General features: G+C 53.0%; 14 protein-coding genes. 4 read left to right on the plus strand and 10 right to left on the minus strand.

Going from position 1 to position 19,833, the window contains the following annotated elements:
• Positions 1-109 precede the first annotated feature (109 nt).
• From fhuB to hrpB, 10 genes are all read right to left on the minus strand, one after another.
• Entirely contained in the window at positions 110-2,092 is a 1,983-nt protein-coding gene (gene fhuB, locus SK39_RS07235; RefSeq protein WP_003018589.1) for a Fe(3+)-hydroxamate ABC transporter permease FhuB, read from the minus strand.
• Positions 2,089-2,979 (minus strand): Fe(3+)-hydroxamate ABC transporter substrate-binding protein FhuD, encoded by an 891-nt coding sequence (fhuD, locus tag SK39_RS07240; protein WP_003837517.1) that lies wholly within the window; start codon positions 2,977-2,979, stop codon positions 2,089-2,091. The genes fhuB and fhuD overlap by 4 nt, the downstream gene beginning before the upstream one ends.
• A complete protein-coding gene (fhuC, locus tag SK39_RS07245; protein WP_003845793.1) occupies positions 2,979-3,776 on the minus strand; it encodes a Fe3+-hydroxamate ABC transporter ATP-binding protein FhuC in 798 nt (265 codons plus the stop codon). Before fhuC ends, fhuD begins: the two co-directional genes overlap by 1 nt.
• 46 nt (positions 3,777-3,822) lie before the next feature.
• The gene (gene fhuA / locus SK39_RS07250; RefSeq protein ID WP_044714923.1) at positions 3,823-6,072 is read right to left on the minus strand and encodes a ferrichrome porin FhuA; all 2,250 of its coding nucleotides are present in this window, start codon (positions 6,070-6,072) and stop codon (positions 3,823-3,825) included.
• Positions 6,073-6,282: 210 nt separating this feature from the next.
• Entirely contained in the window at positions 6,283-7,284 is a 1,002-nt protein-coding gene (locus tag SK39_RS07255) for a fimbrial protein (RefSeq protein ID WP_224769938.1), read from the minus strand.
• A gap of 35 nt (positions 7,285-7,319) precedes the next feature.
• On the minus strand, positions 7,320-9,803 hold the full coding sequence (locus tag SK39_RS07260; RefSeq protein WP_048216826.1) for a fimbria/pilus outer membrane usher protein: 2,484 nt from the start codon (positions 9,801-9,803) through the stop codon (positions 7,320-7,322).
• A 32-nt stretch (positions 9,804-9,835) separates the two neighbouring features.
• Positions 9,836-10,549: a fimbrial biogenesis chaperone gene (locus tag SK39_RS07265; RefSeq protein WP_171279009.1), complete on the minus strand. Its 714-nt coding sequence runs from the start codon at positions 10,547-10,549 to the stop codon at positions 9,836-9,838.
• Between the two features lie 50 nt (positions 10,550-10,599).
• Positions 10,600-11,142 carry a fimbrial protein gene (locus SK39_RS07270; RefSeq protein WP_048216828.1) on the minus strand — a complete coding sequence of 181 codons (543 nt, stop codon included), beginning with the start codon at positions 11,140-11,142 and terminating at the stop codon, positions 10,600-10,602.
• Positions 11,143-11,706: 564 nt separating this feature from the next.
• Complete coding sequence (mrcB, locus tag SK39_RS07280; protein WP_003018611.1) at positions 11,707-14,244, minus strand: bifunctional glycosyl transferase/transpeptidase; 2,538 nt, start codon at positions 14,242-14,244, stop codon at positions 11,707-11,709.
• Positions 14,245-14,421: 177 nt separating this feature from the next.
• Positions 14,422-16,851, minus strand: a complete 2,430-nt coding sequence (hrpB, locus tag SK39_RS07285; RefSeq protein WP_048216829.1) for an ATP-dependent helicase HrpB — start codon at positions 16,849-16,851, stop codon at positions 14,422-14,424.
• 73 nt (positions 16,852-16,924) lie between these two features.
• On the opposite strand from hrpB, the gene thpR reads away from it, so the two are divergent.
• From thpR to gluQRS, 4 genes are all read left to right on the plus strand, one after another.
• Complete coding sequence (thpR, locus tag SK39_RS07290) at positions 16,925-17,455, plus strand: RNA 2',3'-cyclic phosphodiesterase (RefSeq protein ID WP_048216830.1); 531 nt, start codon at positions 16,925-16,927, stop codon at positions 17,453-17,455.
• Between the two features lie 15 nt (positions 17,456-17,470).
• Positions 17,471-18,175: a DNA/RNA nuclease SfsA gene (sfsA, locus tag SK39_RS07295; RefSeq protein WP_048216831.1), complete on the plus strand. Its 705-nt coding sequence runs from the start codon at positions 17,471-17,473 to the stop codon at positions 18,173-18,175.
• Positions 18,176-18,352: 177 nt separating this feature from the next.
• Positions 18,353-18,808 (plus strand): RNA polymerase-binding protein DksA, encoded by a 456-nt coding sequence (gene dksA, locus SK39_RS07300; protein WP_003018625.1) that lies wholly within the window; start codon positions 18,353-18,355, stop codon positions 18,806-18,808.
• Positions 18,809-18,877: 69 nt separating this feature from the next.
• On the plus strand, positions 18,878-19,774 hold the full coding sequence (gene gluQRS / locus SK39_RS07305; protein ID WP_003837490.1) for a tRNA glutamyl-Q(34) synthetase GluQRS: 897 nt from the start codon (positions 18,878-18,880) through the stop codon (positions 19,772-19,774).
• Positions 19,775-19,833: the final 59 nt, after the last annotated feature.

Raw genomic sequence — 19,833 nt, forward strand, 5'->3', positions numbered from 1 at the left:
AACGTCCAGAAGCAACGTAGGCCGGGTAAGGCGAAGCCGCCACCCGGCTTTTTTATTGCCGGATGGCGACGCAAAGCGTCTTATCCGGCCTACATGAAAAGAATCAGCCTCAGCGGCTCTGCTTTCTCAACAAATAGATAAAGTACGGCGCGCCAATAAACGTCGACAGTAATCCCGCCGGGATCTGATACGGAAACAACACCATCCTGCCGCACCAGTCAGCAAAAACCAGCAACACGCCACCCGCCAGCGCTGAAATCAGCATATGCGGCATCGCCCGACGAAAACCCATCATCCGGGCAATATGCGGCGCCATCAGCCCGACAAAGCTCAACGGTCCAATGGTCATAGTGGCTGTCGCCGTCAGCCCTGCCGCCAGCAGCAGTAACCCCACGCGTGATGGCGTAATAGCCATACCGACAGCCCGCGCCGTATCGCCGCCAAGCGGTAAAATTGTCAGCCAACGGCGGCACAGCGGCGTCATCGCCAGCAGGATGACCATTACAATCCCGGTGCGCAGCACCTGTTCGCCACTCGCGTTATAAGTTGAGCCGGAGATCCAGGTTAGCACCCCCGCCATACGCGGATCGCCGCTGGCCTGCAGCATCATCAGCAGCATTGTAAACGCCGTGCTGAGCGCCATCCCTGCCAGCAACATGCGGTGCGGTGAAAAGCCCCCGCGCCCGGCGGCAATCATAATGATAAGCAAGGTGGCTGCCGCACCGAGGCTCCCGGCCGGCAGCAGCCAGCCAAAGGCATTGCCGGGGACCAGAAATAACATTAGCACCACGCCAAATGCCGCCCCGGAGCTAATTCCTAATACTTCCGGACTAGCCATTGGATTTCCGGTCAGACGCTGAATAATACAGCCAGCTACCGCTAACATTACCCCGGCAATCAGCGCTGCCAGAACACGCGGCCAGCGCCAGGGCATGAGCTCATCCAGCATCGCGCCGCTGGCCCATGTCCAGCCGTGAGCATCGCGGCCAAACGCGAGCGCCACAATAACGGTAAGCAGCAATATCGCCCCGCCCGCCAGGGCAAACATCAGTACATTCTGGCGCTCAGCAGCGATGCGGTTACTGGCATTCATATCCGGCGCGCTCATACTTCTAAGGCGCGGCAACAGCCACAGCAGCAATGGCGCGCCAATCAGCGCCGTCACCGAACCAGTGGAAACTTCCATCCATACGCGGGTCAGCCACAGAATGATTTGGTCGGAGAGCCAGAGGATCAACGCACCAATCAGCGGGGCCAACATCAGACGCGCCAGCAGACGACGCGCGCCGAGCATTTTCGCCAGCAGCGGTGCAAACAGGCCAATAAAGCCGATAATCCCAACCGCGTTAACCAGTAAGGCGCTGATAACAATGGCCAGCGATAACGCCGCCAGACGTGCCAGCGACAGCGCCAGACCGAGGTTACGCGCCACACCGTCATCCAGTCCCATCAGCGTCATTGGGCGTAATAACAACAGCGTCAGCATCACACCGCCCAGCAGTTGCGGCCACAGACGCTGTACGCCGCTCCAGTCGGTCTGCGTTAGCGTACCGCTGCTCCATAAAAACATGCTTTGCAGTTGATCGTGATGGAAGATAACCATCAACTGGTTAATTGCCCCGCAGTACAGGCTGACCACCAGCCCGGCAAGGATTAACGTCACCGGAGAAAGACGTTTGCCCCAGGCAACGCCAAACACCAGAGCCCCAACAACACATGCTCCCGCCAGTGCCGCAAATTGCGTGGTCAGCGCACCGGGAATAGCCCACAGCGTGGTAACCGTAATGCCCAACTGCGCCCCGGTTGCGACACCTAACGTAGTGGGTTCTGCCAGTGGGTTACGCAGCACCTGCTGAAACAAGACACCGACCAGCCCCAGCCCGGCACCGACCAACAGCGAAATCGCCAGCCTCGGCAGCAGACTGTAGTGGAAAACCATCTGCTCAATAGCATTGATATCCGGTGACCAGATAGCCTGTTGCCACTGACTGCGCGGTAGTGCAACAGAGAAGTTTACCCAGGTCAGCCAACAGGCAGCGACAAACAGAACCGCCAGAAGAAGGGTCGGGAATAGCGCAATTCGTTTACTCACGCTTTGCCTCCCAGCGCATTATCCAGAATGCGGGCAAAATGCATCGCCGAGAGCGTGGCGCCATAGAACCAGACGGCAGGCACACGCTGAAAACGTCCGCTGCGGACAAACGGCATCGCCTGCCACAACGGCGTAGACATCAGCGCAGCCATCTCTTTATCGTTGCCGTGGTCAAAACACAGCACATCGACATCCTTATAAGCAGCCAGACGGTCAATACTCACGGCAGTGCTGCCCCAAAAGTTTGTCTCGCCCTGCCAGGCGTTGGGGATCCCATAATCATCCAGCACGTCCTGAAACAGGCTGTTTGGGCCAAACACCAACATATGTCGCGAATCAAGCAGGGAAGTGAGAAGTACAGGGCGCGCGCCGCGTTGAATGAAGCGCGGTTTCAGGCTGGCGATAAAACGATCGTACTCGGTCAGATGGCGTTCAGCAGAGGCTTGCAGATTGAACAATTGCGCCATTTCCTGCAGCGATTGTCGCGCAACGGCCAGCGGCTTTTTACCGTCACTGAAGTTAAATCCCCGGCCAGGTGCAATCCGCGCCAGCTTTTCAGGGGAAGGACCATAGCCTGCCGACCACAGCAAAAACGAGGGTTTCATTTCGGTCAACAGTTCGAGATTGGGCTCCGTACGTAGCCCGACATCAATCACAGAATCCGGCAACGGGGGCTCACTGACCCACAGCTTGTAGTTAGGGATATCGGCAATGCCATACGGCGTAATACCCAGCGCCAGCAATAGCTCTACCGGTAGCCATTCCAGCGCCACAATGCGCTGCGTATCAACCGCCGCAGCGTGCGCCGTATTCATCCGCCACAGCAGCGGCGACAGCGCCATCGCCGCAAGCAGCCGCCGACGGGTAATATGATGTAATTCAATCATTAATAGACAAAACTCACGGGTGCGGCACCGGCCGGATGCGGCAAAATGCCCATCGGGATACCGTAAATCTGTTCCAGAGTTTCACTGCGCATCAGTTCAGCAGGCGTCCCTTGTGCAATCATTTCACCACCGCGCAGCGCAACTAAGTAATCACAGTAGCGGGCCGCCATGTTGATATCATGCAGCACCGCAATCACCGTCAGCCCGCGCTGCTGACTTAAGCGATGCACCAGTGCCAGTACGTCAACCTGATGAGCGATATCCAGCGCGGAAGTCGGTTCATCAAGCAGCAGACAGCGGCTGTCCTGCGCTACCAGCATGGCAATCCACGCGCGCTGGCGTTCTCCGCCGGACAGACTATCAACCAAACGGTGCGCCAGCGGTTTTAAGCCAACCAGCGAAATCGCCTCTTCTACTTTCTCTCTGTCGGCAACGCCAAAACGTCCCAGCGCTCCGTGCCACGGATAGCGGCCAATCGCCACCAGTTCGCGCACAGTCATCCCTTCGGCCTGCGGCAACTGCTGCGGCAGATAGGCGACCTTGCGGGCAAACGCTTTACTGCTCCAGTTCTCCAGCGGCTGTTCGTCGAGCAGGATTTCACCTTCTGACGGCGGCTGATGACGTCCCAGCATTTTCAATAACGTCGATTTTCCGGAACCGTTGTGGCCGATAAGGCCGGTCACTTTACCCACAGGAAAAGTTAATGAGAGAGGATGCAAAAGCGTGCGGCCAGGCACACGAAAGGAGACATTACGCAACGCAAAAGTAGTGTCGGGATGGGATCTGTTTTCCTGCATAGCAGCCAACTTGTAAAACGGGCACGCAAAGCGTGCCCAATAGAAATTAGAAACGGAAGGTTGCGGTTGCAACGACCTGACGTTCTGCGCCCCAGAAGCAGCCATAGGTATTGAAGCAGCTGGCGACGTATTCACGGTCAAACAGGTTGTTCACATGCAGCGCCACGTTGGAGCCCGCCATGCCGACGCGCGCCAGATCGTAACGTACTAACGCATCCACCAGCGTATAGCTCCCCACTTTAAAGGAGTTTGCCGGATCGCCATAACTGGAACCAGTATAACGAACGCCAGTACCCAACGTCAGCCCAGAAAGCGCGCCGTCATAAAGGGTGTAATCGCCCCACAATGATGCCATGTGTTTTGGCACCTGCGCAGGCGTATTGCCCTTGTAGTTGGTGTCGGTGGTGTATTCCGCGTCGGTATAGGTATAAGAACCCACTACGTTGACGCTGGCAGACAGCGCCGCTTTCGCTTCAATTTCCACTCCGCGAGAACGAATTTCACCGCCTTCAACTGACCAGAACGATCCGTTCGGATCGGCCATCAGATTGTTGGTTTTGGTCAACTGATAGACAGCACCGGTGATCACGATTGGACGATCGTTCGGCACGTACTTCACGCCAGCTTCGTACTGCTTACCTTTAGATGGCGCAAAGATATTACCGCTTGCCCCGGTCTGGGAAGCCGGTTCAAACGACTCGCTGTAGCTGAAATACGGGGTTACGCCGTTGTCGAACAGATAGTTAACCCCACCGCGCCAGGTGAATTGCTTATCATCGCGGGAATCCGTTACGCCAGAAACACGGTTCAGAGAGTCCTGTTTAGCCCAGTCGTAACGACCGCCCAGAGTAACCAGCACCTTATCCCATTGCGCCTGATCCTGAACATACAAGCCAGTCTGCTTCTGTTTGTTCAGCACTTTGTAAGGACCTGAAGGGCCTGGGTGTGAGCCAAAATCGAAGTCGCTGCGGTCGAGGTTATAGATATCGGACGGCGCAACAGAACCCGCATAGCCAAACCAGGAGTTGATATCATTACGCATACGCATAAAGTCAACGCCAGTCAGCAGCGTGTGATCTACGTCGGCTGTCGCGAACTTGCTTTGCAGCTGAGTATCGACGGAGAAGTTCTGCAATTTCTCATTATCGATAACATACTGACGCGTCAGCGTATGATCCCAGTCGGCCTGAGGAACGCTGGCACAAGGGCTGTTAGCCGGATCCTTGGTATAGAGCGGATCGGAGCACATACCGTAGCCATACACGCTGTTCTGCGAGACTTTATTTTGCGCGTAACGCAGGTTCTGACGCACGGTAAAGGTGTCGTTAAATTCGTGATCGAAGCTGTAGCCCACCATCTTCTCGTTACGAGAATAGGTATTGTTGTTCGCCCCTTCGTTGAAATCGGTAGGCAGACGCTTGCCATTCGGCAACTCAGTCACCGTCCCTTCTTTCGGCAACCAGCCGTAATAACCGGTTTCCGGCTCGTTCTGGAAGTAGGAGAGGAAGGTGAAGTTTGTCTTATCGTCCGGACGCCATGAGAAAGATGGCGCAATGGCATAGCGTTGTTCTTCTGCGCCCTGCTGCTGCGCATTCGCGGAACGCGCCAGGCCAGTTAAGCGGTAAGAGTATACACCGTCATCATCCAGCGCATCGCTGAAATCAAAACCGGTCTGGAACAGGCTGTCAGTGCCCATCTTGAACTGAATTTCTTTCAACGGTTCTGTGGTCGGGCGTTTGCTGACCATATTCAACAACCCACCTGGGTTGCTCTTTCCGTACAGAACGGAAACCGGACCACGCATCACTTCGGCGCGTTCCAGCATATAAGGGTCGATCACCGCATCATTGTAGAAGTTACCCTGCATCTTCAGGCCATTCAGATAGTTATTCTGACTTTGGCCATCGGCAGCGAAGCCACGGATGATCAGGTAATCATAGGTATTGGACGCACCACGCGTACCCACGGCAACGCCCGGGGTGTAGCTAAGCGCCTCTTTGACCGATTTTGGCTGATGCAACGCCATCTCTTCGGCGGTGACCACTGAAATAGACTGAGGAACTTTTTGAATCGGAGTGTCGGTTTTGGTCGCCGTAGCAGACTGTCGTGCGGCGATGGTTGCCGCAGGCCCCCATGCGCTTTCCTGCGGAGCAGGAGCTGCAGTTACGGTGATGGTTTCTTCTTTCGGGTCAACCGCCGCCTGTGCATAGACAGACATGCCGCTAACCGCTGTGGCTACCACTACTGCGATTTTACGCAGTGATGAACTTGGCTGAGCAGTTTTAAGACGCGCCATTGGTATTTCTCTGATGAAAGTGAATGATAACGTAAACGAGAATTATTATTATAACGGCAGCATAATATTCGAAACTCTGGCGAGATAGCAAGCAATACGCGCCCCTACTAAAACTGAGGGGTTAAGAAATAACCAGATGAAAAGAAAGGGTTAATAAATTAGGCTGGAATGTTAGAGCGCAGACAACCCGCCGCAGCGGGTCGCAAGGCGTTAGCGGTAAAAGACCTCAAAAGTCGCGACGGCGTCCACTTTCCCGGCTTTGACATTGCCGGTTTTGGCATAGCGTGCCTTCAGCGGAATTTCTGCCACTTCGTTAGCGCTGGTGCTGCTCACAGCGGTATAGGTTTGATCAAAACTCAGCACATTATTGTTCGTGTCCAGAATCTGGATACCGACACCGCTGGCAGAGCTGTCTCCACTGGCGATAGCCAAAATATTGCCATCCGTAACGCCTGTCGAACCAGCACTGTTGAACTTATAATCGATTTGGGTACCTGCCCGACAATCAGAAATCTCGATTTTGAAACTGTTATCGGTGAGTACTTCTGAAAATTGACTGTCAAAGTTATCGACATTAATCGTCTTCAGCGGCACGTAGATATTTTTATCCTCCAGGTTACAGGTATTAGTCTGGATATGAATGCTGGTGGGAGATACCAATATCTGAGCTATCACATCATTCCCCCACTTCTCTTGCGCTGTCAGCCGGGAGGTATCAAGATAACCATCCTCGACGTCGCCCGTCACAACCAACTGCATTGACGCATGGTACTTTGTATGAATACTGTTCCATCCGCTTGCTCCATAGCTATAAAAATGCATGGGTGTGACGATATCCTCAGAGGTAAAGGTAGGTGTTCGTTCTTCCGCTTCAGCCATGCGGATACCTATACCTGGAACGCTAGTCTGATAAACGCCTTCCAGCACTCCATTGCGGGCATCGGCATCCGTTAACACTGCGTAACCTTTGTATTTGTTGCCAGTATCCTGGCAATCCATATCGATTTGGCCGCTCTCAATGCTTCCCTCATAAATAACCGTACCAACTGATACGTCAGGCTCCACAGTGATGCTTGCCGGTAGCTGAAAGGTCATTGCGCCATTTTCCGGGTAATTTCCGGTACATGTGGCGGCATAAACAGGTGCCGCAGATCCAGCTAAAATCAATATGATCAACATAGCCCTGAAAATGTTTATGTTCCTTTTACTCATATCTGACAATTTCCGTATTCATAAGCCATCTTCCATTATTGGCAATTAACCGTAGCTGAGAGAATTCCCGTCCCCATGTTCTCAGGCACGCTTACGCTGCCCGTACATTTCGTCTGTGCGGTATTTCCCCATTGCACCTCAATGCGCTGTGTTCCTTTTAGCCCAGTGACATACACTTCACCGTCGTCACCCACGATCGATGTCGTACCGTCCATACTTAACAGAGCACCAAAAGGAACCACGCTCTGACCATGTTTTAAGGTAAGTAATGCACGCTTACCTGAACGCGCCGTGAAGTCAGCCTTCAGGACGGCCCCTTTTGTCGGAACCACATCCAGAGAAGCATCCTGAATATCAATATCATCACGTCCCTGAGTATTCACAGTAATAGTATTACGGCGATAATTGGTTAAAGTTGGCACAATGGCATTGCCCCAATAATCGGTGTAAACCCCCCGGGAATTTTGTATTTTTACATTATCGCCATCGGTAATGTGCACAATGGCAAAAGCATCCTGAATGGATTGTCCAAGCGTTATTCCCTGCGAATGCGCAACAACGGAACCCTGGGCGCCATAGCCCCACTGTTTACTGTCTTTTTGATAACTGTAATTGGTGCTGAACTCGCCAACCGATGTCCGATACCGGGAAGAGAGATAGGCACCATAACCGACATCGTTATCGGTGTAGGTTTGCTGAAGGTTATAATTTAAATTGTTATCTTCCAGTAGCGTTCCACTGACGCCAACCTGATGTGCACTATTACCATTTTTTGAACTTGTCAGAGTATATGTTCCCCAGGCATTCGCCAGCCAACGCGAAAGAGGGACATTCATTGAGATAGAAAACTGCTGATCGTTAGTGGTTGATGGCGTTTTTGTCATGCTGTAATTCAGCGACCAGTTAACGCCCTGCCAACTGCTGCTGTAACCGAGACTCACGCTTCGTTCATGACCTTCCATTCCCCAGTAATCTTGCTGATAAGCGTTGGCGTATACAGATCCCCAGCTCTGTAACGACTGAGAAAGATTAAGTTGCAGGCGGCTGCGACGGTTATAGCTATCGCGATAGCTATAGATGCTGTCATCGTCGTAGCTGTTATTACGCTGATCGAGAGCCTCCTGAAAGGTATAAAACCCGGAGGTGGAATAACGATAGCTGGCCAGCGTGACCGTGGTATTGGTTAACGGAAAATCTTTTGCGTACTGCGCGCGCCACGACTGGCCATTCGCATCCGCGCGTTCGTCGTCAAACGCGGTTCTCGCCGCCGTCAGATCCATCGACAGCGAACCAAAATCGCGTAAATCAGCTCCGATGCCGACCAGTCCGGCGCGATACATCGACGCGCCCTGCAGACCGCCGTAAGCGGTAATTCCGAAAGGTAAGCCATAAATTGCCGTAGCCTGGCTGAATTCCGGCTCCTCACCGTTATCAACATCGCGATATTTCCCGGCTGCCAGGCTGTACTTCAGCGCGCCTTCACGTTGCATAATCGGCACCGAGGAGCTGGCCTGAATAAAGCTGCGCTCTGTACCGTCGGCCTCCGTCACGGTGACTTCCAGATCCGCTCCTGCCGTCACCTGCGTTAAATCACGAATTTCAAACGGGCCAGGCGAGACGTTGGTCTGGTAGATGGTGTAACCGTTTTGCTTAATGGTGACTTTGGCATCGCTATTAGCAATCCCACGAACGACCGGGGCAAAGCCCTGTAATCCACTGGGCTGCATACTGGTATCTGTCTCCAGCTTAACGCCCGTCATCTGCACGCTATCGAACAGTTCGCCGTTAGTGTAGGTTTGCCCTATCTGAAGCTGGCTACGCAATGCTTTGACATCGCGTCCAAGCGTCGTATTAATAGATTGCCAACCATTATCACTCCCCCAATTGCTGGTGTTACGCAAACGCCAGGGGCCGATATTCATCCCTGAATTCAAACTTGCCCAGTTCGAAGCATTATTTTGACCTCCGGATTGTTGGTGCGATCCCGAAATATAGTAACTGGTCCACAGAGCCGGAATGCCGTCATCCCAGAAAGTGGGATTGCTTTCGCCCGAAATTTTGCGGTCGCGGTAGATCTGCGGAATACGTAATTGCAGCACCTGTGTTTCTGGATTGAAGTCATAGCGTCCATCCGCGATATATTCGCTAATATCACCCAGCAACGTATCTTCGTTAACATTATTTAATGCCGGAACCGTATCAACTTTAACGCCCAGTTCGCGCAGCTCCGCTTTGGTAAATTGCGGAATCAGTTTGCTGTTATCTTTTGAAAGGAGGTAATTTAAATTTCGTTTATCAATGCGATCCTGATCCCAAACAATCGACGTTAAATAACGCCCGGGGGATAAACCATTATGCTGTAAAAAAGCTTCAAGCGCCCCGGTATTCTCAAGTGGGGTTCCCGTTTCAAGTACACTGAGATTGAAATAATCATCAGCACAAACGGAACCACTCGCAGTCAATATAGCGAATGTCAGCGTATTGAGAGCAAAAAGCCGGGCAGTACGATGTGAAGGCATAAATGTCACCCCATAACTCATCGATAGCTGATTTACAGCGACTGTTTACGCTGTTCGGTTTCTGAGCCAAAATCATTAATTGCGGTCCAGACAACGTTGCCTTTTACTGCCGATGGCAGCGGAAAACGCTGCTCACCAAATGGAGCGACCATCATCGTTAATGCCGTCGGAGAGGACTGGTTTGTAGCCGGTTTAATCGCTTTTCCCGCCACAGAGATCTGTCCGAAGGTGACATAGAAGGGTGTGGGGTTTTTCACCACCAGTTGATTTTGATGGCGGCTAAATTGCAACGATTGCCAGGCCATTTTTGCCTCGTCTTCTGTCAATGAGGCCGGGCGATAAAACAGTTTTAATTTAGTTTTAATGGCAAATTGTAACGTGTTCTTGTCATGCAATACCTCTGGGATCGCTGCAACAGATTTGATGTTCGCCATAAATAATGACTCACGATCCTGAGGCAGCGCCGATTTATTTCCGGTATAAACCACGTGTAGCAGCGTCTGGCGGTTTTCGTCCAATTTGTAAATTGGCGGTATCATAATAAATGGCGCTTTGCTGTCATCAATATTACTGACCCAGCTCTGCACCAGATAACGTTTATCATTATCTTTATTTTTTAAAGCAATCTGTACTTCAGACTGGTTAGCCGGATATATAATTCGTGTGCCACCCACTACTACGCCAGCTTGAACCGAATTTAATCCCGAGGTTAATATAAATATTAATGCTGTGAAAAGTCGTTTCATCTTTCCATTCCATTGAAATACTGACCCTGCCTGGGCCAGGTTTATGATGATTAACGATAAAGCAGAGTATAGGTCGCTTGTGCGGTATAATCACCGGTAATTGGTAAAGTGCTACCAACCTGGATAACCTCAGCTTTATAATTAAAAACCACGCTCTCGCCGTTAGTCTTATTCAGTGCCGCTTCAGGATCTGAGCCATCAAATTTCACGTAGTTGCTGCTCCCTTCAGGAAGCATACGTACCCCGAGGTTCTGCGCAGTCCCTGTCGCCTGCAAGACTTCATCGTCGTATCCGGCAATACGCGTCCCATCAAATTTGATATTGAGGTTGGCAACCGCAGCATCACATTCTGTCAGCGTAATCGCAAAAGATTGCGTGTCGCCGACTTTTTTATCTTCGCCAAACGCAGTTTGAGAAAGGTTGTTAAACGTCACAGTACCGTTTGTCGCTGTACCATTTACATCAACCACGCAACTATCGGGAAGAATTTTCCCATTAAACGTTACCGTCCCGGTATCAACGGCAAAAGCAGATGTTGCTACAGTTGCCATTGCACTACTGACAAGCAACGAGATGATAATTTTTTTGCACATAACGTATTCCTTACATATGTTCACAAAAATCAATGAAGAGAAAAGTTAACACAGAGGGGAAATAGACAATGGCTGGAGAAGTGCTGGAATATAAATCCAACAACATCATAGATATAATATATCTTTATCAACTCATTCAGTTTAAAACATTCCCTTGTGTCATCTATTCTACGTACCATAATGAATAAAAGCTAATCAACACATTCACCAAAACTAAAGAAACAACACACAACATCTTGTTTTAGCAGAACAATTTATGAAAATAATATTTTCTTAATGGTGATTTTAGCCAGCATGAATATATTCATAAAAACAATATTGCCCACATATGCATACGGGCAGATAATAAAAAAACGCAGAAAAAATAGAATAAAATCAACCAACCGATGATATATACAAAAAAATAATATATTGAATTTATGATTAAACGGAAAATATAGGCAGGAAACACCATCACTGTTCACCCTATCCTGAGCTTGCTATACAGACCGAAATGCGAATACAGCAAGAGGGAGAATTCCCCCACATCAGCAGGCACCGATGCGGGGGAGGACAGCTAAAAAATCAGTTACCGCCAAACATATCTTTTATCCAACCAGCCACGCCATCGCTGTCTTTCTTCTCTTGCTGCGGCGGTTGCTGCTGTTGAGGCTGCTGCTGCGGCTGTTGAGAAGATTGATCGAACGGATTCCCCGACTGCTGCAGCATTTCACCCTGCTGACACAGCGAATCAGGATCGGTGGTCCATACCGGAAGCGTGCGCATCCCGCCGCTACAAACGAAGTTACCGTCGTAGTCTACGCCCATATCCACCACATCCTCCGGAGGCGTCAGCACCAGCGGTGTTGGGGTCTGGTTAGCCAGATAACGCTGATAAATCGACATCGCGCCGCTGGCACCGTACAGCTTGGTTGGCTGGTTGTTATCGCGGCCCACCCAGGTGATGGTCACCTGGCTGCCGTCGATCCCGGCAAACCAGGTATCCACGTTGTTGTTGGTGGTTCCGGTTTTCCCTGCCAGATGCAAGCCAGGATATTTCGCGCCAAGCTGACGACCCGTACCACGCTGAACCACCTGCTGCATGGTCCACAGCGTCATATACGCCGCCTGCGCCGGAACGGCACGCTCAGCCTGCGGGAAGCTCTGGTACAGCACGGTACCATCTTCGGCAATCACCGAACGCAGCGCCGACAACGGCGCACGGTTCCCGCCGCTGGCGATAGTCTGGAACGCCTGTGCTACTTCGATTGGCGTCAGGTTCAACGCCCCCAGCAGCATGGCCGGAACCGGGTTAAGCTGATCTTTCGGCGCGCCCAGTTTCAACCAGGTATCGGTTACCGCAGGCAAGCCCAGCGCCATCCCCAGATTTACCGTCGGTACGTTCATGGAGCGGGTTAACGCATCCACCAGCATCACTCTTCCGCTTTCGCTATAGCGACGGTCATCGTTCTGCGGTGACCACACCTGGCCGTTCGGCTGGCGCAGCGCAATCGGCGCATCAGCAATCCAGGTATTCAGGCGGTAAAGCTTCGGCTGGCTGAGCGCAGTCAGATAGGTCGCCGGCTTCGCCAGAGAACCAATCGAACGACGCGCCTGCATCGCACGGTTATAGCCCGCGAACTGCGGCTCTGCCCCGCCAACCATGGCGCGAACTTCGCCACTGAATCGGTCAACCACCACAATCGCGGTTTCCAGATCGCTCAGCTTACGCTGTTTCTTCAGCACCGGAATGCCTTCCACCGCCGCTTTTTCCGCAGCGTCCTGCGCCACGGAATCAAAGGTGGTGAAAATTTTCACGCCGGAGAGATCTTTAACTTTATCGCCCAGCTTCGCCTGAAGCTCCTGACGCACCATCTGCATAAAGGCTGGCTGTGGCGAGATCACTCCACCACGCGGCTGTACGCCTAACGGACGCGCGCTCAGCATGTCATACAGATCCTGATCGATGATCTGCTGCTGTTGCAGCAAACGCAGCACGAGGTTACGACGCTCCAGCGCCAGCTTCGGGTTACGCCATGGGTTATAGATTGACGCCCCTTTAACCATCCCCACCAGCAACGCCTGCTGGTCGAGACTCAGTTCTTCCACCGGACGACCGAAATAATAGAGGCTCGCCAGCGGGAAGCCGCGAATTTCATTATCGCCGCTTTGACCGAGATAGACTTCGTTCATGTACAGCTCAAGAATGCGATCTTTGCTGTAACGCGCATCCATCAGCAGCGCCATGTAGGCTTCGTTGGCCTTACGCCAGTAAGAACGTTCGCTGGACAGGAACAGGTTCTTCACCAGTTGCTGAGTCAGCGTACTCGCCCCCTGCACCGTGCGACCGGCCGTCAGGTTGGCCAGCACCGCACGACCAATCGAGTAGAGGCTGACGCCATCATGCTCATAGAAGTGACGGTCTTCGGTTGCCAGCAGCGTATCTACCAGCAGATCCGGGAATCCACTGCGCGGGACAAACAGGCGCTGCTCGCCGTTAGGTGAAGAGAGCATGGTAATCAGGCGTGGATCGAGACGGAAGAAACCGAACTGGCGGTTGTTATCCATATTCTCGATAGTGTCCAGATGATCGCCATCAAATGTCAGACGTGCGCGCACCTGCCCTTCTTTACTGTCCGGGAAGTCAAACGGACGACGAATCATCTCAATGCTCTTCGCCTGTACGGTGAATTCGCCCGGACGCGTCATCTTCGAGACCTGACGATACTGCGTGGCCTCCAGCAGCTTCACCATCTCGTTCTTGCCGATGGGCATTTCTGGCTCAAGGTTAACCATGCGGCCATATACTGCCGCCGGAAGCTGCCAGACTTTACCGTCGATACGGCTACGGATTTTTTGGTCCAGATAGACGCCGTAAATGGCGATCAGCACCAAAAAAACAATCGACAGTTTTACCAGCAGCCAGAACCAGCCGCGTTTACCACGAGGCTTACGCCCTTTGCCTTTACCCTTACGCGGCATCGGTTCTTCATCCTCATAGTCATCATCATCATAATCGTCGTCATACTCTTCATCTCTGAGTTGACGACGGCTCACCTTTTGTTTCACCGGACGTGAGGGTTTCCCTTTACGTCCAATTGGCTCGCGGTCATTCCCCGCCATGCTTTTTCTCCGCAACATTCAGGCGCAAAGGCCCGATTCTCTGTTCTTCCGTCCTGCGACAGAAGAAGAAATCTCTCAATTTTCAGCTGTATTTATGCCGGATGGCGGCGTAAAACGCCTTATCCGGCCTACGTTCGCCCTGATAAGCGCAGCGCCATCAGGCAACCACGCATACAGCTATGAATACTTTTTGGTGCGCCGCGTTGGCGCGGTATTCGCCGGATCGTCCGGCCAGACATGTTTGGGGTAACGCCCTTTCATCTCTTTTTGCACCTCGCGGTACGATCCCTGCCAGAACGCACTCAAATCGCTCGTTACCTGTAGCGGTCGTTGGGCCGGAGACAGCAGCTCCAGTACCAGCGGCACGCGTCCCTGGGCGATGGTTGGGGTCTTCGCTTCACCAAACATTTCCTGCATCCGAACGGCCAATACCGGAGGATTATCCTCATGATAGCGAATAGCAATCCGGCTTCCCGTCGGCACAGTGTAATGCGCCGGCAGTTCACTATCCAGACGTTGCAGCATTGACCAGTCCAGCAAATCGCGCAATGCCTGACCCACATTTACTGCTTTTAATGCGCGTAGAGAGTGCACACCGCTCATGTGCGGCAGCAGCCAGCGCTCCAGCGTCGCCAGAAGAGAATCTTCATCTACCGCAGGCCAGTCGTACTCCGGCAACCAGATTGCCGCACATTGCAAACGCAGCCGAAACTGCTCGGCTTCCGGCGTCCAGTTGAGCACACTGAGTCCTTTATCGCGAATGCCATTCAACATCGCCTGGTGCAACTCCTCTTCCGAGGGTTTGGCCAGCGGCTGTACTTTTACCGTCAATGAGCCAATACACGACCGACGCAACGCCTTTAACGTTCCCTGAGTTTCATCCCATTCGATGGTGTCGGACTGTTGCAGCAGTTCAGGACACGTCTGCATCAACACTTCAATATCCAGCGGCAACGCTAACAAAATACGCGCATCCGGTGACGCGCTGCCCTGCAGTAACAGTGGTGCTATCAGCCATTCATGGCGTCCAAGAGCGTCATCGACATCCAGCATAGCTCCCATGCCGTTGGCCAGTTGATAGCGCCCTTCTTGCCCACGTCGACGGGCGATCCGATCGGCAAACGCCTGCGCCAGCAACGAGGGAAGCAGCGCGCTGTCGGGCTGCCCGCTGCGTACGTTAAGTCGTTTCAATAATTGTTGACTGCGCTGCTGCCAGGCGGACTGATTTCGTGAAAACGCAACAGCTAAATCGGTGCTGCCCCCGCGCGGCGGTTCTTCCAGAATTGCTGCCAGTTTTGCCGCCGTTGCGGCTTCATTGTCATTGTTGGCGCTAACCAGCATAGCCGCTAAACGGGGATCATTACCCAATGCCGCCATTTTCTGCCCACGGGCGCTGAGCCTGTCGCCCTCAAGCGCGCCCAGCATCTGCAACAGCCGTTTTGCCGCCTGCAGGTTGATAGCGGGCGGCGTATCCAGCCAGTTCAGTTGCTCAGGATCGGTACATCCCCATTGCAGCAGCTCCATCAGTAGTCCGGACAGATCGCTCTGTAATATCTCCGGCTCTCCCTGCGCCGTCGCTCTTTCCGCCTGCTCTTTGGCAAGCAAATGTAGGCAGATACCTGGCTCCAGACGACCTGCACGCCCGGCTCGCTGTGTCATCGATGCCTGGCTAATGCGCTGGGTAATCAACCGCGTTAAACCGGTACGCGCGTCATAGCGCGCCACGCGCTCCTGGGCGCAGTCCACCACCAGCCGGATACCTTCAATTGTTAAGCTGGTTTCGGCAATATTGGTCGCCAGCACCACTTTGCGCTTACCTTGCGGCGCGGGCAAAATCGCCAGGCGCTGCTCGGCCAGCGTCAACGCGCCGTACAACGGACATAACACAACATCGCCGCCCACACGCGTTGCCAGTTGTTCCTGCACGCGCAGGATTTCCCCAACGCCCGGTAAAAACAGCAGCAGCGACCCGCTTTCATGGCGCAGTAGCTCCGCCGTGGCTATCGCCACCGCTTCGTCAAAACGCAGATGTGCCGCCAGCGGCTGATACCGTCGCTCGACCGGGAATGTGCGGCCTTCAGAGATAATCATGGGCGCATCGGGCAATAACTGCTGCAAGCGCCCGTTATCGAGCGTTGCGGACATGATCAATAGTTTCAGATCGTCACGCAGACCTTGCTGTACGTCCAGCAACAAAGCCAGCGCCAGGTCGGCCTGCAGGCTCCGTTCGTGAAATTCATCGAGGATCACTAACCCGACGCCAGTGAGTTCGGGATCGCGCTGGATCATGCGCGTCAGAACGCCTTCCGTCACCACTTCCAGCCGGGTCTGCGACCCCACGCAGCTTTGCGCGCGCATGCGATAACCCACGGTCTCACCGGGCTTTTCGTTCAGCAACTCCGCCAACCGCTGCGCCACGTTGCGTGCCGCCAGACGGCGCGGCTCCAGCAAAATAATCCGCCCCTTGATGCCACCATGTTCAAGCAGTCGCAACGGCAGCCAGGTCGATTTCCCGGCACCGGTCGGCGCGGTCAGCAGCACCTGCGTCGAGGCATCAAGGGCGGTAAACAGTTCAGGCACTACGGCGGCAACGGGCAACGACGTCACAAATAGCTCCAGAGGGTTAACATTCTTCGCGCTGCATTGTAGCATCGCGTTAATTCATAACCGAGTATCCATCATGTCTGAGCCAAAAAGGCTGTTCTTTGCGATTGAATTGCCAGGCGGGGTTCGGGAACAGTTAATCCACTGGCGAACCGCGCAGTTCCCTCCTGAAGCAGGCCGTCCCGTCGCCGCCGAGAATCTGCATCTGACGCTGGCCTTTTTAGGTGATGTCAGCGCAGAGAAACAACAGGCGTTGTCGCAACTAGCCGGACGCATTCGCCAGCCAGGTTTTACGCTCAAACTGGATGATGCCGGGCAATGGCTGCGTTCGCGGGTCGTGTGGCTGGGGATGCGTCAGCCACCGCGCGGACTGTTACAACTCGCGAATATGCTGCGGGCGCAGGCCGCACGCAGCGGATGTTATCAAAGCCCGCAGCCGTTTCACCCACATATCACGCTGCTGCGCGATGCCGGACACGCGGTTCCCATCCCCCCACCGGGCTTTGGCTGGTCATTTCCGGTCACGGAGTTCGCACTTTACTCCTCTTCATTCGCACGAGGACGCACGCGTTATACGCAGCTGCAACGCTGGACGCTGACTGAATAATTAAAGGGACTGTTTATGCAATTTTCTCCACCTTTACAACCTGCAACGCTCATCCAGCGCTACAAGCGTTTTTTAGCGGATGTGATCACACCGGATGGCTCAACGTTAACGTTACACTGCCCAAATACTGGCGCGATGACCGGATGCGCCACCCCGGGTGATACCGTCTGGTATTCGACATCAGAAAATACTAAACGGAAATATCCACATACCTGGGAATTAATGCAAACCCAATCCGGGGCATTTATTTGTGTTAACACGCTGTGGGCCAATAGATTAACGAAAGAGGCGATTCAGCAGTCGTTAATTTCAGAAGTTTCAGGCTACAGCGTCTTGAAAAGTGAAGTAAAATACGGCGCCGAAGGGAGCCGTATCGACTTTTTGTTACAGGCAGATTCCCGACCTGACTGCTATATTGAAGTGAAATCAGTCACGTTGGCAGAAAAAGAGCAGGGTTATTTTCCCGATGCCATCACTGAACGAGGTCAGAAGCATCTTCGGGAATTGATGAGCGTAGCGGCTGAAGGCAAGCGGGCAGTGATATTTTTCGCCGTGCTGCATTCAGCTATTACACGGTTTTCACCCGCGCACCATATCGATGCAAAATATGCGCAATTATTAGTTGAAGCACAGCTTAAGGGGGTAGAAATTCTGGTTTATAAAGCGGAACTTTCTGCCCATGGCATGACTCTTAAAGAGCCGTTGCCCATTACCTTGTAATGGTGTAAACATTTGGTTAATTAGTATTCTGGGCGCGTGGGCAAATACGCTTTTCCTCACAGGGTTGTCAAGTGTTACGTTTAGATAATTGCTATCCGGAAAAGCATCTGCTATTTATAGCGACCTGATTTTTCCCCCGAACATGGGGATCGATAGTGCGTGTTAAGGAGAAGCAACATGCAAGAAGGGCAAAACCGTAAAACATCGTCCCTGAGTATTCTCGCCATCGCTGGGGTGGAGCCGTACCAGGAGAAACCGGGCGAAGAGTATATGAACGAAGCCCAGCTGTCGCACTTCAGGCGTATTCTTGAGGCATGGCGTAATCAACTTAGGGATGAAGTTGATCGCACCGTATCTCATATGCAAGACGAAGCGGCTAACTTCCCTGATCCGGTGGACCGCGCCGCGCAGGAAGAAGAATTCAGCCTTGAGCTGCGTAACCGTGACCGTGAGCGCAAACTGATCAAAAAGATCGAGAAGACGCTGAAGAAAGTAGAAGACGAAGATTTCGGCTACTGCGAATCGTGCGGCGTAGAAATTGGTATTCGCCGTCTGGAAGCGCGTCCAACAGCCGATCTATGTATCGACTGCAAAACGCTGGCAGAAATCCGCGAAAAACAGATGGCAGGTTAATCCGGTCATTTTTACCACATTTACTACAGGCGGGAGTTTCTCCCGCCTTATTATTTGTCAGTCCGCAAAATGAGCGATTCACACTATATTGGCCGCTTCGCCCCTTCCCCCTCCGGCGAACTGCATTTCGGTTCACTGATTGCCGCCCTCGGCAGTTACCTGCAGGCTCGTGCCCGGCGCGGAATCTGGCGAGTACGCATTGAAGATATTGATCCCCCTCGTGAAGTTCCCGGTGCTGCAGATACGATCCTGCGTCAGCTGGAACATTACGGCCTGCACTGGGATGGCGATATTTTGTGGCAATCCCAACGCCACGAAGCCTACCGCGAGGCGCTTACCTGGCTGCATCAGCAAGATCTGAGCTATTACTGCACCTGCACGCGAGCGCGTATTCAAAGCGTCGGCGGTATTTACGACGGTCACTGCCGTGAGTTACGCCTCGGGCCAGAACAGGCGGCCGTCCGTATTAAACAACGCCATCCCGTGATGCAGTTTACTGACCGGCTACGCGGTGTGATTCAGGCTGACCCGCAACTTGCTGGTGAAGATTTTATCATCCACCGCCGCGACGGGCTGTTTGCCTATAACCTCGCCGTGGTAGTTGATGACCACTTTCAGGGCGTGACGGAGATTGTTCGCGGCGCCGATCTCATCGAACCCACGGTGCGGCAAATCTCTTTGTATCAGCAGTTTGGCTGGCAAGCGCCTGACTATATTCATCTTCCGCTGGCGCTCAACGAACAAGGCGCTAAACTTTCAAAACAAAATCATGCACCTGCGCTACCACAAGGCGATCCGCGCCCGGTGATTATTGCCGCGCTACGCTTTCTCGGCCAGCGTGCCGATATCCCGTGGCAGGAGATGCGTGTGGACCAGATCCTGGAGTTTGCCGTTGAGAACTGGCGTCTGACAACAGTGCCAGAATCAGCGATCTTAAATCCGGCATTCTCAAATGCGCCACGCTGAGCTATGATTAGCCGCTATTTTTACACAGCAACACTTGTTCTGATTGAAGTTTGACACTA

Origin of the sequence: Citrobacter sp. BIDMC107 (assembly GCF_001037575.1) — a bacterium.
GTDB classification, from domain to species: domain Bacteria; phylum Pseudomonadota; class Gammaproteobacteria; order Enterobacterales; family Enterobacteriaceae; genus Citrobacter; species Citrobacter freundii.

Coding starts and splice junctions, on each gene's coding strand:
- fhuC (WP_003845793.1), bottom strand. CDS start 3,776: ATGCAGGAAAACAGATCCCATCCCGACACTACTTTTGCGTTGCGTAAT.
- mrcB (WP_003018611.1), bottom strand. CDS start 14,244: ATGGCGGGGAATGACCGCGAGCCAATTGGACGTAAAGGGAAACCCTCA.
- fhuA (WP_044714923.1), bottom strand. CDS start 6,072: ATGGCGCGTCTTAAAACTGCTCAGCCAAGTTCATCACTGCGTAAAATC.
- thpR (WP_048216830.1), top strand. CDS start 16,925: ATGTCTGAGCCAAAAAGGCTGTTCTTTGCGATTGAATTGCCAGGCGGG.
- sfsA (WP_048216831.1), top strand. CDS start 17,471: ATGCAATTTTCTCCACCTTTACAACCTGCAACGCTCATCCAGCGCTAC.
- dksA (WP_003018625.1), top strand. CDS start 18,353: ATGCAAGAAGGGCAAAACCGTAAAACATCGTCCCTGAGTATTCTCGCC.
- fhuD (WP_003837517.1), bottom strand. CDS start 2,979: ATGATTGAATTACATCATATTACCCGTCGGCGGCTGCTTGCGGCGATG.
- SK39_RS07255 (WP_224769938.1), bottom strand. CDS start 7,284: ATGAGTAAAAGGAACATAAACATTTTCAGGGCTATGTTGATCATATTG.
- gluQRS (WP_003837490.1), top strand. CDS start 18,878: ATGAGCGATTCACACTATATTGGCCGCTTCGCCCCTTCCCCCTCCGGC.
- SK39_RS07265 (WP_171279009.1), bottom strand. CDS start 10,549: ATGAAACGACTTTTCACAGCATTAATATTTATATTAACCTCGGGATTA.
- SK39_RS07270 (WP_048216828.1), bottom strand. CDS start 11,142: ATGTGCAAAAAAATTATCATCTCGTTGCTTGTCAGTAGTGCAATGGCA.
- SK39_RS07260 (WP_048216826.1), bottom strand. CDS start 9,803: ATGCCTTCACATCGTACTGCCCGGCTTTTTGCTCTCAATACGCTGACA.